14 protein-coding genes are annotated in these 22,441 nt (G+C 52.1%); 7 read left to right on the forward strand and 7 right to left on the reverse strand.

Annotated features, from left to right (window positions below; genetic code table 11):
* Nucleotides 1-28 precede the first annotated feature (28 nt).
* A complete protein-coding gene (locus IPI29_10365) occupies nt 29-1,726 on the forward strand; it encodes a redoxin family protein (GenBank protein ID MBK7412944.1) in 1,698 nt (565 codons plus the stop codon).
* 4 nt (nt 1,727-1,730) lie between these two features.
* Here IPI29_10365 and IPI29_10370 read toward each other — a convergent pair whose 3' ends face one another.
* Both IPI29_10370 and IPI29_10375 read right to left on the reverse strand, forming a co-directional pair.
* Nucleotides 1,731-3,992 (reverse strand): tetratricopeptide repeat protein, encoded by a 2,262-nt coding sequence (locus IPI29_10370; protein MBK7412945.1) that lies wholly within the window; start codon nt 3,990-3,992, stop codon nt 1,731-1,733.
* 2 nt (nt 3,993-3,994) lie between these two features.
* The gene (locus IPI29_10375) at nt 3,995-4,996 is read right to left on the reverse strand and encodes a DUF3667 domain-containing protein (GenBank protein ID MBK7412946.1); all 1,002 of its coding nucleotides are present in this window, start codon (nt 4,994-4,996) and stop codon (nt 3,995-3,997) included.
* 168 nt (nt 4,997-5,164) lie between these two features.
* Between IPI29_10375 and IPI29_10380 the strand changes: the two genes are divergently transcribed.
* Nucleotides 5,165-5,605: an Hsp20/alpha crystallin family protein gene (locus IPI29_10380; GenBank protein MBK7412947.1), complete on the forward strand. Its 441-nt coding sequence runs from the start codon at nt 5,165-5,167 to the stop codon at nt 5,603-5,605.
* A 34-nt stretch (nt 5,606-5,639) separates the two neighbouring features.
* A complete protein-coding gene (gene dnaK, locus IPI29_10385; protein MBK7412948.1) occupies nt 5,640-7,547 on the forward strand; it encodes a molecular chaperone DnaK in 1,908 nt (635 codons plus the stop codon).
* A 133-nt stretch (nt 7,548-7,680) separates the two neighbouring features.
* Here the strand turns inward: dnaK and IPI29_10390 are convergent, their stop codons facing one another.
* Nucleotides 7,681-8,634, reverse strand: coding sequence for an alpha/beta fold hydrolase (locus IPI29_10390; GenBank protein ID MBK7412949.1), 954 nt, complete (start codon nt 8,632-8,634; stop codon nt 7,681-7,683).
* 316 nt (nt 8,635-8,950) lie between these two features.
* Here IPI29_10390 and IPI29_10395 point away from each other — a divergent pair, with 316 nt between their 5' ends.
* The 4 genes from IPI29_10395 to IPI29_10410 all read left to right on the forward strand — a co-directional run bounded on the left by IPI29_10395 (nt 8,951) and on the right by IPI29_10410 (nt 16,891).
* A complete protein-coding gene (locus IPI29_10395; protein ID MBK7412950.1) occupies nt 8,951-10,837 on the forward strand; it encodes a T9SS type A sorting domain-containing protein in 1,887 nt (628 codons plus the stop codon).
* A gap of 157 nt (nt 10,838-10,994) precedes the next feature.
* Nucleotides 10,995-12,023 (forward strand): hypothetical protein, encoded by a 1,029-nt coding sequence (locus IPI29_10400; protein MBK7412951.1) that lies wholly within the window; start codon nt 10,995-10,997, stop codon nt 12,021-12,023.
* Nucleotides 12,020-14,014, forward strand: coding sequence for an AAA family ATPase (locus tag IPI29_10405; protein ID MBK7412952.1), 1,995 nt, complete (start codon nt 12,020-12,022; stop codon nt 14,012-14,014). The genes IPI29_10400 and IPI29_10405 overlap by 4 nt, the downstream gene beginning before the upstream one ends.
* 21 nt (nt 14,015-14,035) lie before the next feature.
* Nucleotides 14,036-16,891 carry an exo-alpha-sialidase gene (locus tag IPI29_10410; protein ID MBK7412953.1) on the forward strand — a complete coding sequence of 952 codons (2,856 nt, stop codon included), beginning with the start codon at nt 14,036-14,038 and terminating at the stop codon, nt 16,889-16,891.
* A 38-nt stretch (nt 16,892-16,929) separates the two neighbouring features.
* On the opposite strand, the gene IPI29_10415 is transcribed toward IPI29_10410, so the two are convergent.
* From IPI29_10415 to IPI29_10430, 4 genes are all read right to left on the reverse strand, one after another.
* On the reverse strand, nt 16,930-17,247 hold the full coding sequence (locus IPI29_10415) for a T9SS type A sorting domain-containing protein (protein ID MBK7412954.1): 318 nt from the start codon (nt 17,245-17,247) through the stop codon (nt 16,930-16,932).
* Nucleotides 17,247-19,700, reverse strand: coding sequence for a hypothetical protein (locus IPI29_10420; protein MBK7412955.1), 2,454 nt, complete (start codon nt 19,698-19,700; stop codon nt 17,247-17,249). Before IPI29_10420 ends, IPI29_10415 begins: the two co-directional genes overlap by 1 nt.
* Before the next feature lie 858 nt (nt 19,701-20,558).
* Nucleotides 20,559-21,587 carry a two-component sensor histidine kinase gene (locus IPI29_10425; GenBank protein ID MBK7412956.1) on the reverse strand — a complete coding sequence of 343 codons (1,029 nt, stop codon included), beginning with the start codon at nt 21,585-21,587 and terminating at the stop codon, nt 20,559-20,561.
* A 51-nt stretch (nt 21,588-21,638) separates the two neighbouring features.
* On the reverse strand, nt 21,639-22,340 hold the full coding sequence (locus IPI29_10430; protein ID MBK7412957.1) for a response regulator transcription factor: 702 nt from the start codon (nt 22,338-22,340) through the stop codon (nt 21,639-21,641).
* Nucleotides 22,341-22,441: the final 101 nt, after the last annotated feature.

Raw genomic sequence — 22,441 nt, forward strand, 5'->3', positions numbered from 1 at the left:
TGGCGAAGAATTCATCCGGGGGGAAGAAATGGTCCGAATCCTACTTGTTGTCCTTATCGTAGTGGTGGGTGCTCATTGCCTATCTGCACAACAGAATGATCAGATATCTACCGGCATACTGCCTGTGATCTCAGGCAGGGTTCGAAGTACCACCGACGGTGCACTTTCAGACCTCACTGTCTACATAACCGAACCTCGCAGCCTTGCTCGGTATATCTCGGCAGTCGTGGATCGTGACGGAAATTTCCGGTTTGAACCCGACGCACGGATACGCGCAGGCGTGTACAAACTGGCTTTTGCATCTCCGGATCATAAGATGCTCGTACACGACATCTTCCTCACCTCCGAGACTCGTGGTGTGAAGATCGTGGTGACATTAGAGACGAACCGCAAGCGAGGAGAAGTGATCGACAGCGTGAAGATCATATCGGACTTCTCCGACGGAAACTTTGATAACGCCCCACGGATGTCACAACGGTCTGACGGAACGTATGCTGCCGATATCGCTCTTAAAGGCGGAACAGCTGTCTATCAGGTCATTCCGTACATCACCGGCATTCCGGCTGACGATAACCATAGCGTGAATGGCACCATGCAATCATCGTACGAATACGATGACGGCGGTGACTATCGCAGCATCATCAAGGGCAAGGGAAAGAAGATCACAATCGTCTGGAACCCAGCTGCTGCTGCCACCTCCGATAAGCCTGCCGACTTTGTCTACCTCTCTCCCGATGACATTCGCATCGACTCAGCACGTGAGTCCTTCAACAAGAGATCGTTCGATGCCTTTAGGGGGCTCCCGCCGAACATTACGGACCCTATTGAGATCAGACGCTGGCGCAACGGTCGCGAGGGCGATGCCGCATTTGAGCTCACTAAAGCGCTCGAACTCCCGGAAGGTCGACTACGCGATGTTGCAATCGCGAATTCCTGCATCCGCTACATTCCGCTCGTTCTTTCGTTCCGGGACGAAACGAGCTATGCTGAACGTATAGCATCGAGTGTTCCTCCTGATGCCTACGCCTGGACGGTTAGCGACGAAGCACTCGTCCCGATCATCGCAACGGCACCTGCATTGCCAACACTGTGGGAGTATCTGGATAGCGTGGTTTCGGCACATCCTGATCGCGGTGCAGATGTTCTGTATAGATCGATGCTTGTTGCATCCCTTGCCGGAGACAGTGCACAGATCAAACGACTCTATGATCGCTTCATGAGTGCGTACCCCAAACACGATATGGCCAGCTCAGTGAAGCGGAAGTTCAATCCGAATAGCTTCATCAAACCGGGCAATCAACTTCCATCGTTCGACTTCACACTTCTCGGTGACCCAAACACCCACGTCACACCGTCCAGTCTACGCGGCAAGTACGTGCTGATCGATCTATGGGCTACCTGGTGCGCCCCCTGTGTGGCTGAAATGCCAAACATCGAACGCGTCTGGAAACTCTACGGCGGATCGAAACTTGAGATCGTAAGTATCTCCCTTGATGCAAACGAGAAGGACATCGCCCCATTCCGCGAGAAACGTTTCCCGATGGCTTGGAAACACGTCTATTCTCCGGGTCTTTTCAATAGTAAGGCCGCCGAACTCTTCGAGGTCTCCGGTATTCCGAAGCCGATCCTGGTTGGGCCGGACGGACGGATCATCGCCATCTCCGAAGGCTTGCGTGGAGAAGAGTTGGAGAAGACGTTGGGAGTGTATTTAGAACTAATGTGCTAATGTGCTAATGTGCTATTGTGCTAATGGCGGAGTTGATCTCGTCGATGACGAGCTGTTCCTGCACGGTTTCGGCGATGGAGCGTGCTTCGAGGAGCCACTTGAGGGCTGAGGGTTTGTCATTGCGTTCGGCGGCGATGAGTCCGCGTGTGTAGAGCGCGATCGCTTGGCCATACCCGTCGTCCAACGAGCGTTTGGCAGCGATGCTCTGCTCGATAAGGACCTCGGCCGCGTCGAGATCTCCGCGTCGCATATGCAGTTGGGCAAGATTGGTCTTGAGTGAAGAGCCCCCTACCACATCAGCTATTCTCTCGTGAAGTTCAAGTGCTCTTCCATAGATCTCTGCGGCTTCGTCTAGTTGACCAAGGTCTGCATAGGCTATGCCAGCATTGTTCAACGCACGCGCCATTCCATCCCATCGCTGAAGCGCCTCATACGCGCTGGCGGCCTCAAGGAAGTATGGGATACTAGAACCATATTCATCGCGATGCACCTTGATGCGTCCGATGTTCACAAGGGCGTTGGCCACTCGATCAGAATGTCCCACGTGTTTGGCCAAGGCTAGAGATCGTTCAAAACATACCTCTGCTCCATCGAGGTCTCGATTTGATTCGTGCCACATTCCTAGCATCGAGATAGCTGCAAGCTCTCCAACAACGTTGTGATGAGATTCAGATAGTCGCAATGCTTCGTTGGCATACCGTTGAACACCATCCGGGTCACCGGACATATTGGCTGCCGCGGCTCGTCTGCAAAGAGACGTCACTTCAAGTTCCGGGTCATCGGCGCTTCGCCCTAACTCAATGGCTTCGTCGAAACAGGAGATCGTCTTAGGAACATCTCGGACGAATTGTTCGATCATCCCAAGAAGTCCCAATGTCTGGCCGCGAACCCGTTTCATTGCACGGGATACGACACCTGATTCGCTTATCCGCAACACCTGTGCGATAGCAGACCGTGCCTCTTGTTCAGCATACATGCGCCATGCTCGTTCTGCAACCTGGATCCACGTCCGCATTGCTTCGATCTTGTTGCCTCCTAACTCTGTATGGACGGCAAGCTTGGTCAGTAAGGAATGAGCATCTACTCCTTCTTCAGCAGCAACGTCTCGCTCAGCTCTCAAGACCTCGGCAATGGAGGCATGAAGGATCTCGCGTTCTTCATCTCCGATACGTTCTGCAAGTGCATGTTGAACAGCCTCATTGACGAACGTGTATGTTGGTGTCTCGGTGCCATAGACAATTGTCTTGCCCTCAGAACGCACCAGCATATGCTCGTTCTCTGCCCTTCTTAGAACCTGAGCGATCTGCAATGGTGGTAAGGGGCTTATCGATCGCAGTACAAGAGACGTAAACGTCTCTCCTTCGATGGCTGCCATGGAAAGGAGATCTCGCTGTTCGGGATCGAGGCGCGACAATTTCTCCGCGATAACGGCATCGATACTTGCACGCGACGCATCGTTGATGTCTCGATGTGTATACCCCAAGGCAAAGAACGGATTCCCGCCGCTATATCGAACAAGAGCATCAGCAGACACGTCGGCAGAGCCAACGAGTTCAAGAAGTTCATCGCCGCTCATCGGAGGTAGTTCGATCTCCGTACAGAGATCATAACGTTCTAGTTCACGACGAATATGAAGGAGCTCATGTTCACTGCCATCCCGCGACGTACGCACATCATCTTGACGGTAGGCAAGGACACACGTCATGTTTCCGGCAGACGCTCTGGCAAGAGCAAAGAGGAGATTCAGAGAGGAGTCATCTGCCCAATGTGCATCATCAATGATGAGAACCACTCGCCCCTTTTCAGCAAGGGCACGGAAGAATCCGATACATTGATGGAACACATGTTCACGACTCGTAGCGGGCTCGGAGGGGGCAGATGCAGCACGATGTTCCTTGACGATCGACACTGTATCCACGGTGGACTCGATCAGATCACCAACGATCGGGATGAACTTGATCCACGCACGAGCGAGGTCCGTCACCAACTTCTTCGTCTGCGTGTTAGGCGCTTCTTCGGCCAGTTCACGCATCATCTGGATCCACGGATACAGTGCCTCTACTGCTCCTACATTGATCCCGGCAAGGGGCGAGGAACAATCCACATCTGCGATGCGCACTGCCGTATGGTCTCGAGCGATCTCTTCTTTTAGGCCACGCAACATTGTTGACTTGCCCATTCCGGCTTCGCCGGTCAGAAAGACCACCGGTTTGGTGCCCGACAGCAATTCGGTCAGAAGAAGATGGCGAGTCTGCGAGCGGGACATACCTATAACCAATATGCTGTTGCAAGAACGAGAACACCTCGGACGAAGACCAAGACTACCACAGCAACCGAGCCTTGGAACAATGCCGAAGACATCGAAACATTAGAGATCGACATCACGCTGCGTGTTACATAGAAGAGTTCTGCGCCAAAGCCGAACAACAAGATCATTGATGAGATCATGATACTCATGGGGGTCAGTGCGATGATGCCGGCCGGTGTTGAACCATCAACATCCATCGAGGCACCGTCAACTGAAAAGCGAAGAACCACCACAACAAGGACGATCCAGAGAACGGAGAACAGCCAGCCCCCTAACCACCAATAGCCGAGTCTGCGAACCTTGCGTCGATTGTTGACACTCTCTGAGCGATATCCTTGTATTGCATACCAGATAGCGGCAATTGCGGCAGGTGTTACGTACCATAATGAGAATTGACCGATCAGTCCAAGTACAAGAGTTGCCCCGGTGATGTGGAAGGCATGGGCAACGTGGGTATTGAACATCGCCGTTGATGGCCTGCGATAGAGGATCAGGACGATCGTGAGTGGGATCACCGAGATCAGTGCTGCCAAGGACGCCCTATCGATGAGTGCCTCGCGGATAGCCGGCGTCATCGTAAACGGAAGCCCTGACTTGTACGAGAGGGATGTCACCAATTCCAAGACATCCATGCTCACCGAACTCTCGACTGCATCCGTCATCCCTACCTTGTCAAAGACAAAGGGGGCAATACCAAACACCACAACACAGATAACGAGGAAGAGGCGAGACGGCACCGGACGAGACGCCCGTTTACCCTCCAAATAGTCCCTTGTGAGCCGTCCGGGATACACCATCAGATCTACAAAGGCCGTCCAGATCTTCCCGTCGATCGAGAGGAAGTCGTAGGAGATGTCAACAAGATATTCCTTGAAGGTCTGGCCATGGATATCGCGCTCCTGTCCGCAGGAAGCGCAGAATGAACCCGATCCTGTAGCTCCGCAATTGAGGCATTCTGCCACTTCGTCAGGTCCTAACCGCATTTCTGACATATGTTTAGTCCGATTTACCGCCGTTTTGACAGACCTACCGGTTTGGCACAGTTTTCCATGGGGAACGGCAGCACAGATATGCCCCCTTTCAACAGGCACTTCACAATGTACTCAACCAAACGTTTCAGGAGACCAGCCATGACAATGATCAAGGTTGACCCGTTTCGCAGCTTCGACACAGTTGTACGCAGAATGGGCGATGTATTCGACGATATCCAACGCGGCGGCATTCGATTTGAAGTTGGGGAGTTCAGCCCGCGAGTTGATGTGTCCAACAACGCTGACGGCCTTACAATCCACGCCGAGCTTCCCGGAATGGAAAAGAACGACGTGAAGATCACGATCACCGACGGCAACGTTCTTACCATCCGCGGTGAGAAGAAGCGTGAAGAACATCACGAAGAGAAGAACTATATGCGCGTTGAACGCAGCTTTGGCACATTCGCACGGTCATTCACCTTGCCTGATAGCATGCGAACGAACTCGGTGAATGCAAGCTTTGAGAACGGCGTTCTCACGATCACGATCCCGAAAGAAGAACCTCTTGCTCCGCAGGAGCAAGAGATCACCATTCAGTAATTGAACAACACACTAGACCACACAAGGAACCTCAATGGGTAAGATCATTGGAATTGACCTCGGCACAACGAACTCGTGCGTAGCCGTGATGGAAGGAACAACTCCGGTTGTGATCGCGAATGTCGAAGGCATGCGCACCACACCGTCAGTAGTTGCCTTCACAAAGAGCGGCGAACGCCTCGTTGGCCAGTCTGCCAAACGTCAAAGCGTTACGAATCCGAAGAACACCGTGTATTCGATCAAGCGCTTTATGGGACGTCAGATGTCCGAAGTGTCGGACGAAGCCAAGAGTGTTCCGTATGCAGTTGTAGCCGGAGACAACAACACGGCGCGCGTTGACATCGACGGACGACTCTATTCGCCCCCTGAGATCTCGGCGATGACGCTCCAGAAGATGAAGCAGACCGCCGAAGACTATTTGGGCGAGAAGATCACAGAAGCTGTGATCACTGTTCCCGCATACTTCAACGATGCACAACGTCAGGCAACCAAGGACGCCGGCGAGATCGCAGGCCTTACTGTCCGACGCATCATCAATGAACCAACAGCAGCTGCCCTTGCCTATGGCCTCGACAAAAAGGGTCAGAACCAAGTTGTAGCAGTTTACGACCTCGGCGGCGGCACGTTCGACATCTCCATCCTGGAGATCGGCGACGGTGTGTTTGAAGTGAAGTCAACCAATGGTGACACACACCTTGGCGGCGACAACTTCGACCAGCGCATCATCGACTTCCTTGCCGACGAATTCCAGAAGCAAGAAGGCATCGATCTTCGCAAGGATCCAATGGCACTCCAACGTCTGCGCGAAGCAGCAGAGAAGGCCAAGATCGAACTCTCGCAGATGCTGCAGACCGATGTGAACCTTCCGTTCATCACCGCAACAGCAGACGGTCCGAAGCACCTCAACATCAACATCACTCGTGCTCGTTTTGAGCAGATGTGTGTTGATCTCTTCGACCGTTCCCTCAAGCCATGCGAAGGCGCTTTGAAAGATGCCAAGCTCACCCCGTCACAGATCGATGAAGTGATCTTGGTAGGGGGCTCCACACGCATCCCAAAGATCCAAGAACTCGTGAAGAATTTCTTCGGCAAGGAACCAAACAAGGGTGTAAACCCCGATGAAGTGGTTGCCGTAGGTGCTGCCATCCAAGGTGGCGTACTCTCCGGTGATGTGAAGGATGTGCTTCTCCTCGATGTTACACCGCTTTCGCTCGGTATCGAGACAATGGGCGGCGTGATGACACCGATGATCCAAGCCAACACCACCATCCCGCACCGCAAGACAGAGACCTTCTCCACGGCATCGGACAACCAGCCGTCGGTTGAGATCCACATCCTGCAGGGCGAGCGCTCCATGGCTGCGGATAACAAGACACTTGGCAAGTTCCACCTCGACGGAATTCCGCCGGCTCCGCGCGGTATCCCGCAGGTTGAGGTAACATTCGATATCGACGCCAACGGCATCCTTAGCGTAACTGCGAAGGACAAGGCATCGAACAAGGAACAGAACATCCGCATCACCGGCTCAAGCGGTCTGGACAAGAACGAAGTTGAACAGATGAAGCGCGACGCTCAAGACCACGCTGCAGAAGACAAGAAGCGCAAGGAAGAGATCGAGATCCGCAACCAAGCCGATCAATTGGTCTACAGCACAGAGAAGCAGTTGAAGGAATTCGACGAGAAGCTCGATGCCGACACCAAGGATCGTATCAACAAAGCCAAGGATCGTCTCGCAGACGCCGCCAAGAACAATGCCGCCGACATCCGTCCGGCAATGGATGCCCTCAACCAGATCTGGAGCGAAGCCTCCACAAAGATGTACGAGCAAGCATCCCAAGCCACACCACCAGACGGCGATCAACCAACTGACGGCGCAGCCCCTGGCGAACCAGACGGAAACAAGGTTGAGGATGCGGACTATACGATCGTTGACGAGAAGTGATTCGCGAATAGCGAATAGCGAATAGCGAATAGCGAATAGCGAATAGCGAATAGCGAATAGCGAATAGCGAATAGCGAATTCTAAGGAGCCTGTGTTGGAGAGATCCGGCACAGGCTTTTTTTATGTAGAAGCATCACTTTGTATGAACCCATCCGAATGCGCGTTGAATGGCGGCATCATATCGTTGCGGATCGGAATCCCTGAGACCTACGTGGCCTGCGTTAGGGAATACAACGAATTCTCGTTGATACGGCGATGGCGACATTGCCTGTGCAATGCGTTCACCATGAGCAAGTGGGACACGTTCATCCATGGATCCATGGAGAACGAGGAGGTGGCACTTCAGTTGATGAACAACATTCATTGGGGCTATTGAGACAGGCTCAATGCCTAAGATCTCGCAACTCCGGTCTAAAGCCCACGTGCCAACGAACGGGATACGATACCCTGTTTTCGATTTCACGAGGTCATCAGTAAGACTCCACACGTCTGAATATCCACTTTCCTCAATAACGAGATCCACGATGCGATGATCGGATCGTCCATCTAGATCCGCAGCTAGGATCGCGGTTACAGCACCCATGGAATTCCCCCACAATATCACAGGACGATTCTCCGGAAGCGGCTTTAACGATCTCATGATCGTGAGAAGATCCATACTCTCTCGATATCCATAACTGCAGGTGCTTCCACTGGATCTGCCATGACCTCGTTGATCGAACATTACTACCTCAAAGCCCTGCTCTAGAGACCAAGCCGCAGCACCAAGGCCCCCTTCCTTTTGACTGGCGATACCATGAACAACTATGACTCGCCCCACAGGCTCGCTTTCTATCGGTCTGAGCAATCGAATCTCAAGAATAGTGGAATCATCTGTCCGTAAAACAAATGTCGAATCGAATCTCGATTCAGGAAGTGCCGCTTCTGCTTGTGCTATCCATGTTGCCATCGCAACAGAGTCAGGCCTCATTGGGTGAACGATTCCCCATGGTAGTTCATTAACAGCATATGAATGGAGTTGAAACACCCCATAACCAATGAAGGCAACAATGATCCCGGCTATAGTGATGGCAGTTTTGTGTTTCATAGAAGTCCAATATGCTACTAGAAATCCACGAAATCTGCCATGAACCCCGTAACTCTGTAACTCCGTATCTCCGTATCTCCGTATCTCTGTTAAGGTTTTGTCAAGGTGCACCTGAGTTCCCAACCCCCGATGTTCATGTAGCAACATCTGTTCACACTCTCTTGGTAATGGTATGAATCAGTCGGTACGGTTGGTGATTTGTGTTTGTGCATTCGTTCTTGGGATGATCTCTCTTGGCGCACAAACGAATGATACTTTGGTTTACTTAAATATGTACCGAGTTTTTGAGTATGATTTTCGAATTGAGAAGGTGCGGATGAACTTTGCATATGTCGACAGTACGTTCATTTTTGGACTTTATGATGATGGGACCATCTTGTCCGGTCCGGCAGATGCTCGGGTTCAACGAACGTTACTCTCTCCAACTGCCTCGGTCTTCGTACCGGATACTGACACGCTCCTTGCCCTAGATTGTGGCGGTCTGTGGCTTCTGCCTATTGGATCCGATGAGCCCCGTACTCGCATCATGACCGTTTCAACAGACAGCAGGTTTGTGACGGCGATCGATCATGGTTTTGCATTGAGACGTGGGGGCAAGGTCTATGTCCACCACGGGTACGCTTCAGAACCGAGTGATTCAATTGAACATCCGGAGACCGATGACTATTGGTCTGTTAGTGCAGACGGGAAGAGATCTGCATCATGGGGGTTGGGGCCTACACCGGCAACCGTGCAGTGGTCTGTAGGTGATGTAGAAACTGTTGATCTGTCTACCAATGGATACACGAGATGTGCTGTGCTGTCGGATTCCGTGATCGCAGCCTGGAATTCGAACCTGTTTATCTCCCGCGACCGCGGGCTTACATGGCACCACTACAGAGCACCGGAGATCGATCCATCATTGCCAGCCGAGGAGATTACCTATCGATCGTTCCGCAGCATTGAAGTGAGAGGCACGGATATCTATGTGGGGTTTGTGCCGGAAAAGCTAACCGAGATGTATCACTACTTCTCTTCTGATCTTGGCCTCACATGGCGGAGATACACTCCTGCAACAGCGCCCGTCCACAACAATGCCATTCCATACAGGGCCGGCATTGCCTCTCCTCGCAATGCTGCAGGCGTCCGATTAGTTACCGATACAGATGGTACACGCATCGTAGAATCATTGTGTGAGATTCATGAAGCTGAAGGTGCCTGGAATGAGTACTCCATCGTGGAGCAGCGCGTGTCCGTAACGGACACACTCTATACCTGGAGCCACACACTTGACTCCTGCATTGCCTTTGACCCGGGTGCAGACAGCACAACGTCATGGATTTGGTTCAACAATGGGATACTCCTTACGAAACAACACTCTGAAACCATCTTCACTGAACGTGCCCTCCCAACTAGCCCCCTTCTCTCATGTTGGGTAGTTGATTCTGTAACAGCGATCATCAAGGGTGAGGAAGGGGCGTATGTAACACATGACGCAGGAGCAACGTGGACGGCAGATTCCACCTATGATGGACTGCTTGCCTTTACGCCACTTATGAACGAAACACAACTCAGTCTCTGGCGCACGGCAACTGCCGGACTTGAGATCCGCTCATCGGATTCGATCTCACCGAATGGCACTCTTGTTGCCAGCCTTCCCAATACCGAAGCATCACAATTCATGATATCCAGGAATGGGGCTTCTGGTTGTGTGGTTCAGGCCGTAGGCGGTTCTGAATGGACCAGTCTTTCCATCGAGAACTTCACAGATCCAGGGTCGAACGAGCAGTTCTCAGACCACATGGTCCGATTCGCAGACAGCCTCACATCCAGATTGGCCACCGGACCGCAGCTCAATGAAACAACCATCATCCCTCGGATCCACGAAGAACATGGATGGGTATTTGGAATCTCAAACGACGCCGAAGTCGGACTTCGGCAATACGCCATCCCCGTAGGAGTATCTGAATCAACTTCTATAGAGTCAGCATTGTCCATCTTCCCCAACCCAGCAAAAGACCTGTGTGTTATACGGTCCACGGACGGTACAGAGATCACATCGATACAGGTGTATTCTTCGATTGGCACCCTTGTGCTTTCTCAAACTCCTAACGGTTCGGAAGCACAACTTGACACCTCCACTCTTCCGGCTGGTGTATACCACCTCTCCGTCATCGGTCCGGTCATCGGGCACACCTCCTCCCGAATCTGCGTAACCCCGTAACCATGTAACCCCGTAACCATGTAACACCGTAACCATGTAACACCGTAACCCCGCCACATCCCAACACCGGGCGAGGCGGGGCCTCGCCCCTACGCCGTAACCCCGTAACCATGTAACCCCGTATCTCCGTATCTCCGTATCTCGGTATCTTCCCGATATGGCTACTACCCGTACGCGCGTTGTTGAACTCTCTGAGCACACACCTGCCCAGGTGATGCTTTTTGGACTGATGTCTATCACGTGTTCCGTCCTGCTGTTCACGCTTGTGGCGGCGCCGGCAATGGATGCATTCTTCGCTGCGTTTCTCCGAAGTGACGTGATCCGTGATGGGTCTCAGGTAACGTATCGGATAGCGGAGAACCGCGACGATGAGGTTGTCACAACCGGCACCTTCTCTACGTGGGCACTGGTCGATCCACGCGAACGTAAGACGATCGATGCAGCACGCGCCACGGTACCTGCAGGCACATCAACAGCCCGGTATCATGCAGAATATGTCTTCACTCCGGCCGTTGCTCTAGCACCATTGGTGATCGTAGGGGGCTTTGTGATCGCGGCCCTTCTCACAACGTTGTTCGGTGGCTTGGCCGGATTTGTCCGCCAGAAGATCGAACGCGAAGTGCTCAACGCCATGGATAGGCTTGCCATCAGCCAATACGGCGATCACACGCCGGAGGAGATCAAGTCCATCACACGCGACATCCTGAATGCTGATCTGCGAAGACTACATGATCTGGCGGACTCATATGAGATTCCGTTCTTCGATCTTGAGATGTTGCGTAATGCCCTTCGGTGGCGCGATTCAAAAGGTCTCACGCGGCTGATGCGCACACATGACGCCATCAAGTTCTACATGCGCGAGTATTTTACCGACCGTTACAGTAATGCTGTTCTTGGTTTGGTCTACATCGGCGCAGCCATCCTCATCATCGTCATCGGCATACGTGGTTTGAAGTTCCTCCCGGCAACGGATCCCTCGGTTGTCCTTGGTGCTCTTGGCCTTGAGTTCATGCTGCTCATCACATATGCGATGGTGCTCATGTATGGTCGGACGGAAGAAGATGTAGCAGATGCCCATCGCGAATCCCGTGGCCATGGAAGTGCAACGGATGCCGACGCGGAGCATCTGCTTCGCGCGTTCCTGGCCGTGCCTCGTGCGTCCAAAGACGAAGGGGAGCGTAAATGATCGCGGTTCCTGCCGGACGTGAGAACGTATGTTCTGCTCTTACCAAACGTATCGATGCATGGAGCACGGGCTCAGGCGGCGTAGTGGTGATCTCAGCTGAACCGGGCATGGGCAAGACAACCCTGCTCGATTGGATGGAATCAAAACTTGCCAGTGATCACCCTGGCGTTGTTGTCCGCGTTGATTGCCGTCCTCCTATTGGCGCTATCAATACAAGCGCCATACAGCCCCTTCAACCGTTCGGGGCAGCAATTGAGAAACTCTATCTTCAATCTGGTCAAGCAGCACGCAAACGTCTTGCCGTGAACATCGGCATGAGCGTTCTGGCTTCCATCCCTATCGCCGGCGATCTGTTCTACGCGGTTAAGGCCATCTCGCAGGATGTGAACGAATACAAGCGCGAAACGGCTGCGATGCAGGAGAAGAAACGTTCTGCTGTAGCGGAATGTGTGACCACTCTTCGCACTATCGCCGAGAAGTCGCCGTTCATTCTTCTGGTCGACGAAGCCCAATGGTCGGATTCGCAAAGTGTAGAGGTTATCCGCCAGCTCGTGAACACCCTGGGCTCAACGCCGCTGTTGATCGTCTGGTGCGTGTCACCTTCCATGGCACAACGGTCCAATCTTCCGTTATCCATGTTGCTTCGCTCCGATGACATGCGTGCAGCAACGATCAACCTAGAGCCGATCGGGCAGGAACATGTGGCCGCTGTTGTTCAACAGATACTCCCGACTGCACAGATACCCGACACTGTCCTCAAGACCATTTTCGATCGCTCGGGAGGCAACCCGGGTATCGTGACCGAATATGCTCGATTCCTGCAGGGGGCTGGCCATCTCCGCCCGGATGGGACGATCGATGAGCATGTGTTTGACTCGATCAAGATCGACAGTACGGATCACCCTGCAACGGATGTGATCCTGCGCGACATCACAGAAGACGATGCCGTCCTCCTCTCTCTCTGTGCAGCAGAGGGTCAGGAATTCACGGCGTTTCTGCAAGCAGCACTCTCAAACACTGATGTGCTGTCGATGATCCGCTCGCTTCGGCGACTACAACGAACCACCGGACTCATCCGCAGTATTGGCACCCGCGCGCGCTATGGCGTTAAGACCACAGCGTACGAATTCGAACAGAGCTTCCCGTATACCTACTTCCTGCACCGTCCGGAATACGAAGAGCGCAAGAACATCCATCAGCGTATTGCCGAGATCTTGTCGCGAGAATATGCGTCAACACAGATCGATGAGTTACGCGGACAACTTGCTGCGCACATCGCAGCACATGGCGCAGAAGCAGAGGACAACGTCATGGTAGAGCGTATGCTCACCGTGATGGCTGATGAAGCTGAACGTTCTGGTTCGCACGACATCGCCTCATACATCCACTCAGAAGTCCTGCCACCATATGCTGGACTGATGAGCAGCGCCGCTGTAAAGGGTGTGGACGTCAAAACAGGTGAAGATGATGCGGAAAGTGATGGATCTGCCTACTCAACCGGTCAGCCCCTTCCCGTTGTTGTTCGAGAGATCTCGGATGCCATCGTGCAAGGTAGGGCCAATGAGGCGCGAACGGCAGCCATCAGAACGTTGGAGACACACGGTGGACTCTCTCGTCACGAACGCGTATTGCTGACGTGTCTTGCTGCACGTGCATGTGTGGATCTTGGGATGCTTGATGATGCCGATACCTTCATGCGATCTGTGGCTTCTCTTTCCGACGTCTCTCCGTCAGATCACTGCTACATGAAGAACGTAGAGGGGGCTATCGAGCTCGCTCGTGGTAATAGTGCCGCTGCCTCTACCTGTTTTCATGAAGCTGCACGCCTTGCCGAGAATCTCCCGGTCAACGTGCGCGTGATGACGCTTGGCAATATCATTCTGCATCTGCGTGCAGCCAATGATCGATCCGTTGATCGATATGAACACACTGTGCGCCGTCTTGCATCCGTGCATGGCTGGCCCGGTGTTCGCGCAGATCTTGGTCTTTGAACGATAATCTTTGAGTTCTCTATGAATCGAACCCTGACGCTTCTTTGCGCCACCGTATTCCTCGTTGTCTCTGCATTGTCACAGACTGACAATCCACATGCACGGCATATGGAGCGCGCTCATCCAACGCCGCTTCGCAACGTGAACTACGATGGTCTCACGTACATGGTGCCGATGCTCACGGAGAAGGTCTATCCAAGCCTCTTCCTCAACGTGAACATGATCGTTGAAGAGACAGATCCGCTTCCGGCACAGAACGAATCGTCCATCGCCGTCAACCCACGCAACCCACGTCAGCTCATTGGTTCGGCTGTAGACTACCGGCTCAGCTCCTCTACATGGGCCTACTACTCAACTGACGCTGGTGCAACGTGGGAGAATATCACACTCGGCACTGCTCGTATCGGTTGGGCATCAAGCAATGACCCATCTGTGTGTTTTGATCATAACGGCAAGGGATACCTTGTCTACGGTGGTTTCAAACGCGAAGGCAATGTGCAGTTCGGCGAGAATGGCGTCTTCATCAGCTCCACTACGGATGGTGGAAAGACGTGGGGCATGAAACACACGGCCGTGATCATACACACCGGTCCACAGACGGCCGACTCAACATTCGAAGACAAGTACTACATCCACGCCGACACAGCTGCTACATCACCGTATCGTGGTCACCTCTACATTCCGTGGAAACGTGTTGTCAACCGCGACTCTTCAACACAGATCGTGATCTCGAAAAGCACGGATGAAGGGGCTACATGGTCCACCCCCACCTACGTTAGCGATCGGTTCCCGCGTACATCTGAAGACACTACTTTCGGACAAAGTTTTCCTCTTGCACGCACAGGTCCCGATGGTTCTGTGCACCTTGTTTGGAACAGTGGAACAGAAGACGCGCTTCGATACGCACGATCTGTAGATGGTGGTGCTACATGGTCAGCACCGCGGATCATTCACACCTACAAGCCCTTTGGTACAAAGAGCACGATCAACGGTCAAACCAACTCCCGTGTAAAAGGTGTTGTGCGAGCGGAGTGTTATCCAACACTAACCATTGACAACACCGGCGGCGCTCGCAACGGATGGTTGTATCTGACGTGGGCAGCAGACAACTACCCCAACGTCTACTTCTCGCGTTCAACAGATAATGGTACTACGTGGTCACCTGCTCGGATCGTGCATAGCGACACCACGAACGACCAATTCTGGTCATGGATCTCTCTCGATCCAACCTCCGGAGAGATCGCCATCATGTATAGTGACAGTCGCGATGACGTAGACAACATCCTCGTCAACACCTACGTGAGTTGGTCATCAGATGGCGGTACCACCTGGCTTGATCGTCGCATCGGCGATGATGTGAATGACCTACGTCGCAACCCATTCCAAGGCAACACCTTTGCCGGTGACTATTCCGGCTGCGACTTCTACAACGGCGTTGTCTATCCATCGTGGGTGGATATGCGCAATACGTATGTGAACCCTGCCGACAACGATGTCTTCACAGCCATTGTAGATACACGAGCACCAGGAGCCCCTTCCACTTTTGCTGCTACAACCATTCCCAACCGTCCAACACAGATCGACCTCACGTGGTCTGCTGTAACATCACTTGCGTATGGTCAGCCCCTTCCCCCCGATGCACGGATCATCATCCGCAGAGACGGATCACCGATCGATACACTCGGCGTAACGGCTGTAGCAATGACCGATACGGGGCTCATCAAGTACCAACTCTACACCTATACACTTACTGTTGTTGCAGGGGGCAGATCAAGCACACCACGCGTTGCATCGGCATATGCAGGGGGCTCCAAGGAACTCCAGGCGCCACGATTGGTCTCTGCGGTAGGAAGCACAAGTCGAGAGACCGAGATCGTTGTTGACCTGCCGAAACTTCGTCTCGACAATGTGACACAGATCATCAACCTCGCTGGGCTTGAGTCTGCGCTGACCGAGCAAAAGTTCGCAAAAGCACTTGCCGTGACCGACACCGGTACTCGCACAACGCATCTCGTTACGCCGTCAGAGGACGGTTGGTATCGCGTGCAAGAACGAGTCCTTGATTCAGAAGGCAATACGAGTCCGCTCAGTGACTCACTTTGGATCTACACCGGATCGTTGCAGAGCGATGCGCAGAACTTCACCACAGAACCGCGGTACCACAAGATCCTCGGCAATTGGGGCAATGCAACCAACTTCTATCGGTCTGCTCCGGCATCGTATGCGCATAGTCCTAGTGGTGCATACCTTCCAAACAGACGGGACACCGTGCAGATATTTCCGTTTGCCGTTTCGTCGGCCGTGATCCCTGAATATCCAACTCCGGCGCTAACGGTTTCCGTTGCAGCCTTCATTGATCCAAGCGACACGATGTTCCTTGAGGTATCAACCAATGGAGAGCGCGGTTCCTACTCAGTGCTTGAATGGTGGAACTCCTCGCGAGATGCGCGCTGGAGCGATACTACCAAGGGCGAAGACGCATGGCGGACATACACAATGGTTCTGCCATACGAGCAAAAAGACGACACACTTCACTTCCGCCTGCGCTTCCGAAGCAACGCATCACGGCAATCAGATGGCTTCTACATGGATGATCTTGCTTTTGACTACATCAACAGCGTCGACGAAGAACAGTCAGCTATCTCCACCATCGCCCCCATTCCAACCTCGGCATTTGTGAACGTCACCTTGCAGAACGATGCACCCGTCACACGCTGCGTGGTTGTTGATGCCCAAGGCACAACCCACAACGTTTCGTGGTATCAGTCGGGCCTCTCCCTTATTGCTAACGTTCAGCACCTTCCCCAAGGTGTCTATACTATCGCTATCGATCGTACTTCGTCTACGTCCCACTCCCCATTCCTCATTCTCCGCTAACCCTATCTAACATTCTAACACTCTAACCCTCTAGCACTCTAACGCACCTTCACCGTCTTAATTGTGTTCGTTTGCTTCCCATCAGACACAACAACGAGATACATTCCTTGTGCCCAATCTGCACAGTCGACCACATACTCCTGTCGCCCTTCAATAGGGCGGTATCGTGGAAGAAGGTCAACAAGGCGAACACCGCTTGTAGATACAACTTCGAGCTGTTTAACATCTTGTTCTGAACCGCGCATTACTGAAACCGAAACAATGAGTGTTCCGTCAAACGTTCTAGGCTGTGCATCAACTGCGATACCCGATTGAAATACCGTCATTGCCACGAGTATTTGCGTAATGAACTGCATTATTCTGCTCCATGCACCGAGATGAACGTTTCTCCTGTTCGTGAATTCGTAAGTAGGTAGATCCCTTGCATAGATGATTCTGGCGACACAACACTTCTACCGAGAACATCGTACATGGCAATGACGTTCTGATGCCACATTGAGAGGGCCTGATTCCACGGAATACAACGCAATACTACTTTGTTCAGCAACTCACTACTCTCGTTAACCGATGTTGAGTTTGATGATCGGAAGCACCCAGTAGTTGTATTCAAATACAAGATATCATTAGAGCCATTGTAGGTCATGCTTATGACTTCTCCAAGTGGCTGGGCAGAAGTAGGCTGAAAGTCTCGCCATGTGCTACCTAGGTCGTCGGAAGCGATGATGCCGGTAGGCATGGCGAGTAAAACTGTAGAGTCTGACAATACAACTCCATCCCCTCCCGTGAATGTTAGTCCTCTCGACAAGGACTGTCGATGGGTTTCATTCCAGTCGTTCCCATCTATGTCGAACACAGTGACAGCTGCATCGTCAATAGTGTGATTCACTGATTCAGGGTCAAGAGGGGTTGGTATGAAGGACGTATCACGAATAACACGAGAAGAAAGAGTCGCGATCTTTCCGTTCGGTAAGGCTACCGAAGTGACGAAGTAGGACAAGTCCCTAACTTCTTTGCGTAAACGCCATGTGCTTCCATTGTCTGAGCTTGCAAGAACGTATCCACTTAACACAATCTTGGCTTCAAGAGTCTCAGCATCGCGTACATTAAGTCCAGATACAAATGCTACCAGCCTTCCATTGCCCGCATTAATAAGAGACGAAACGTACCTCGATTCTGCCCGCTCATTGATTGGCAGAAGATCTCCAAGACTAAAGGATGAGGTTAGTGTCCGTCCTTCAATTCTCGATATGCCACCCTTTACACCAAAGACGATTGATCCGTCGTCACTAACAACCACTGACGACGTTGTGTCTTGGAAGAGAGTATCATACTGTAGCTCCATTGGCTCGATCATACGAAGTTTCGTTCCTGGAGTCAGAATCTTGCTGCCGAACGCTACCATTTGCCTAAAGCCAAGCGCAGTGTAGTCATATGGGCCATTAGTAGTTTTATCACGAACAAACCCGCTGACAGATCGGTCCTCCAACAAGCCCACACCATTAACAGATCGAAGCAAACAATCTGTTACCAACTTACAATGCACAACTCCATCTTCAGTGACAACAGAATTCAGGATCTGTTCTGGACCGAGCACATCAACGTCGTTTAACAATGAAGCTACACTCACATATCCGAATGGGTTAGCTAATACCAGACACCTACTCATTATTAAAAGTATATTCTGCGGAGCAAGCCTCCGCACATCGGTAACGTGCGGATACATAAGTTGAGAGGAATCCGCAATTCGAATCATTGGAGAGCTCGCTGGATCGATCTCTACTATACTATTACCCCAACGGCTATTGGATGAGGGCTTCAAGACCTGAGATTCTGCCACGTCAGATGGAGTGTAAGTGATATCTGGTGCACTTCCATACTCCATCGGTGTCATACTTGGTCCGAACTCACCCCCTGCAATCCATCGATGAAAACTAGCCGGGCTCGTAGTTGAGTTCCTCATAAAAACGATGCCATTGCCAGATGAAATGATTCTCATGCGGGAACGATTAAACTCATGTTGAACACCATCAATAGCAACACTTGTCTTGCACGAAACAGATCCTTCTGCCAATGATCCGAAACATAAGGTATCCGGTTCTTGCCCCTTTCCATTCTTCATCACTAATATGGATTCCATACCCAATAGTGCGATCGAATGAACACTGCCACTACCTGCATCTAGGTATGGGGCGTTGTAGACCTGTCCATTTCTGACGATCAGAAAGTCGCGCAATGCTTGGTTGCTCAATAGTATTGCACTTCGCAAGGATCGGTTACGATCACCGTAACCGTTCATCTCTATCCAATTGTCACCACAGTCTGTTGATATAAAGCTAATGGGCATTGTTGTATCTGGCGCTTCTTTGTGACGGCCGTACGCATACATAAGTCCCGCGCCATGCAGTACAACTTCAGTGATTACATACGGAGTATTCCGAATCTGTGTATGTACTGTGCCCGCTCCCGTACGTGGGATAATGACGTATCGCCGCGCATCAAAGCCCTCTTGAACGACAACAACGGAACCATCTTGGCAATCGGACGGCTTGTTTTTTTCGAAAGCAGGATCATTTACAATGCCATTAACCATTGAAAGCCTGAGGTGTGTTGCGTCAAGCCTCATTGGGGCGAGACGTTGCACAATCAACGGTATGTTATCATCAAACTGCGATGGCATTAACTCAACGGCTGTTCCCGTACCAACAATCATTCGTTGCTGGTAATGCACTTGAAAGTCAATTTGACTTACTACCGCCGTGTTGCCTATTGAGAGACAAGCAAGCACAGCGAGCGTCAGCCCGATGTTCATCGGGCTGACGCAAGCTTTTAGGCACATCATGGTGCACAATCCGGATCTGTGTTACAACATTCAAGCCTCCTCGGGCAACTTTCAATAAGGAAGCATGGCTCGTAGCAGGATGAGTTAGAATAATCACATTCATTATAATCTGAAACAAAGCAACAGCCATTCGCAGCCCTCTCCCAGCCAGTCTCAATAATACAACAGCCATCGCCGCACCTCTCAATGCAATTGGTGGTGCTATTGAAACTCACACATTTGGGGAAGATCACACTCCAGCAGTAAATCGATCCCGTTGCCAATGGCACGTTTGCACCTAGGTAGCCAGGATTCTTACACGGATCAAACCTGCACAGAATTGCCTCAAACACTAGCTTGACGTCCAAAGGGGAGGGAGGTGGATCTATAAAACACACCTTTGTGATGTGTGTGTATTGATTCATTTGCAGGTTGGAACAGAGACCAGGTAGCAATTGACCAATTCCAGGCCTTGTTAGACAACCAAAAATCTCAATCTCATAATCACGGCCATCAATGCAGATCGTCAACTGACCCATTGAGGCAGGTTCATCACAATCACAGGCACTTGTCATCGGAGATTCTACGGCAGATCTGATCCCTAGCCCAACTACACTTAATGCGCCTGGTTGGCTATGCCATGCGGCGGGGGGGGTAATAGAATACGCCGTCATTATGCACGACGTAGCAATGAATACGGCCAGAGTAGCTCTGGCTATTACATGAAACCCTTTCATGGGTCCCTCCTCAATAAAGTAGAAAATGTATAAACCGCGTTCAGCGGCATCTATCAATAAATTTCTAGGGTAGGCAAATACAAAATAGAAAAAACTCGATTCCATCAAACACCTAATTCTCCAACACAAACGATATCTCCGTCCCCCTGCCCACCCCGCTGTCTACTGCTATCGGCGCATGATGCGCTTCGAGAATATGCTTCACGATCGCTAGACCCAGACCGGTGCCGCCAACGGCTCGCGAGCGGTCTTTGTCAACGCGGTAGAACCGCTCAAAGATGCGTGGGAGTGACTCTTCGGGAATGCCGATGCCTGTGTCCCGAACGCTTATCCGCAGGGTAGTGTCAACATGTTTTGTGCTCACGTAGACATCTCCACCATCAACATTGTATTTGATGGCATTCTCAAGGAGATTGGTCATCACCTGCGTGAGACGTTCTTTATCGCCGTACACCGTTGAGTTCTCTGCGATGTCACAGTGCACGGTAACGTTGCGCTGCGCAGCGCGGATCTCCGTAGTGTGAACGATGTCGCGCAGGAGTTCTCCGATATCGAAATAGCGGAAGGAGAACTTGAGCTCACCGCTCTCGATCCGAGAGATATCGATAAGGTCGCTCAACAGAGCATTGAGACGGAGAGCATTGTTGTAGGCTTTTTCGAGGAACTGCAGCGACACCTGCGGATCGTCCATTGCACCATCGAGCAACGTCTCCAGATATCCCTGCACACTGAAGATCGGAGTGCGGAGTTCGTGAGAAACGTTGGCAACGAATTCCGAGCGGACGCGTTCGAGTCGACGCATTTCGTCGATGTCCTTCGCTGCCTTGTGTGCAAGTCTGTTGATCGCATCAGCAACACGGACAACATCAAGCAATGCGTTCTTGCCGAGTTCGATCCTACCGCTCACGGCACCGTCAGTGATGGCATGTGTGATCTCGATGATCCGATCAAGGGGCTCAACGATCCTTGTACGTTGGGACCGCAGGAAGATCCAGACACATGCCGCGCCCCCTCCCGAAACAAGGAGAATGAAGAGGAGGATCCGAGGTGCACCGATGCCGGAAACGTCTGTTCCGGTAATTGCCAATACCACAAGAGCTGCGAGGTTCACGCCGACCAATGAAAGGGTCAGCCAGAACATCGAAAACCGAGTTATCGTGGGTCTAATTGACGTTGGCGCCATGAGCGCAAGTTAGACCTGTTCGGAGAAACGGTAGCCAACACCTTTTACCGTTTCTATCCAGGCACCGTAGGTCCCCAACTTCTCGCGCACCTTGCTGACGTGCACGTCCACGGTACGGTCGATCACATAGACGCTCTCGCCCCAGATGCGACGCAGGAGCGCCTCGCGGGAGAACACCTTACCACGGTTCGACGCAAGGAAGGCGAGCAGTTCGAATTCCTTCTTTGGGAAGAAGATCTCCTTGCCGTCCACTCGCACCGTGTAGTTCTGACGGTTCACTTCCAGAGCACCCAGACGCAGGATCTCAGGGGCAGCAATGGTTTCGGTCCGGATCTTCTCTTGGCCGCGACGGATGATCGTTTTTACTCGGGCAAGCAAGACGCGGGGAGAGATCGGTTTCTGAATGTAATCGTCGGCGCCAAGCTCAAGTCCGAGGATCTGATCGATCTCACTTGACTTGGCGGTCAGAAACATGATAGCCGTTGTTGACAGCGAGGTATCCTGACGAAGGCTGCGGCAGACTTCAAAGCCGTCCATACCCGGCATCATGATGTCTAGGATGACCAGATCCGGACGTACGGTGGTAGCCACTTCAACTGCCTGGGTGCCATTGGAGGCCGTAAAGACCTTATAGCCCTCCTTGCTGAGGTTGTACGAGATCAGGTCCACGATGTCCTGCTCGTCGTCCACTACCAAGATCTTCTTTTCCATGGAACAAACTTACCCCCTCAAAGCTTTACAGGAAGGTTAAAATCAGGTAACGTCACGGGGTAGTGCGAGGGCGAACCTTCACTATCTTTCACGTGGACCCT

It is taken from the genome of Ignavibacteria bacterium (assembly GCA_016707005.1).
GTDB lineage: Bacteria > Bacteroidota > Ignavibacteria > Kapaibacteriales > Kapaibacteriaceae > UBA10438.

Bases quoted from the DNA above. Each gene is read 5' to 3' on its own strand.
- IPI29_10380 (MBK7412947.1), top strand. From the start codon at position 5,165: ATGACAATGATCAAGGTTGACCCGTTTCGCAGCTTCGACACAGTTGTA.
- dnaK (MBK7412948.1), top strand. From the start codon at position 5,640: ATGGGTAAGATCATTGGAATTGACCTCGGCACAACGAACTCGTGCGTA.
- IPI29_10430 (MBK7412957.1), bottom strand. From the start codon at position 22,340: ATGGAAAAGAAGATCTTGGTAGTGGACGACGAGCAGGACATCGTGGAC.
- IPI29_10415 (MBK7412954.1), bottom strand. From the start codon at position 17,247: ATGCAGTTCATTACGCAAATACTCGTGGCAATGACGGTATTTCAATCG.
- IPI29_10390 (MBK7412949.1), bottom strand. From the start codon at position 8,634: ATGAAACACAAAACTGCCATCACTATAGCCGGGATCATTGTTGCCTTC.
- IPI29_10425 (MBK7412956.1), bottom strand. From the start codon at position 21,587: ATGTTCTGGCTGACCCTTTCATTGGTCGGCGTGAACCTCGCAGCTCTT.
- IPI29_10370 (MBK7412945.1), bottom strand. From the start codon at position 3,992: ATGTCCCGCTCGCAGACTCGCCATCTTCTTCTGACCGAATTGCTGTCG.
- IPI29_10395 (MBK7412950.1), top strand. From the start codon at position 8,951: ATGAACTTTGCATATGTCGACAGTACGTTCATTTTTGGACTTTATGAT.
- IPI29_10365 (MBK7412944.1), top strand. From the start codon at position 29: ATGGTCCGAATCCTACTTGTTGTCCTTATCGTAGTGGTGGGTGCTCAT.
- IPI29_10400 (MBK7412951.1), top strand. From the start codon at position 10,995: ATGGCTACTACCCGTACGCGCGTTGTTGAACTCTCTGAGCACACACCT.
- IPI29_10405 (MBK7412952.1), top strand. From the start codon at position 12,020: ATGATCGCGGTTCCTGCCGGACGTGAGAACGTATGTTCTGCTCTTACC.
- IPI29_10420 (MBK7412955.1), bottom strand. From the start codon at position 19,700: ATGAACATCGGGCTGACGCTCGCTGTGCTTGCTTGTCTCTCAATAGGC.
- IPI29_10410 (MBK7412953.1), top strand. From the start codon at position 14,036: ATGAATCGAACCCTGACGCTTCTTTGCGCCACCGTATTCCTCGTTGTC.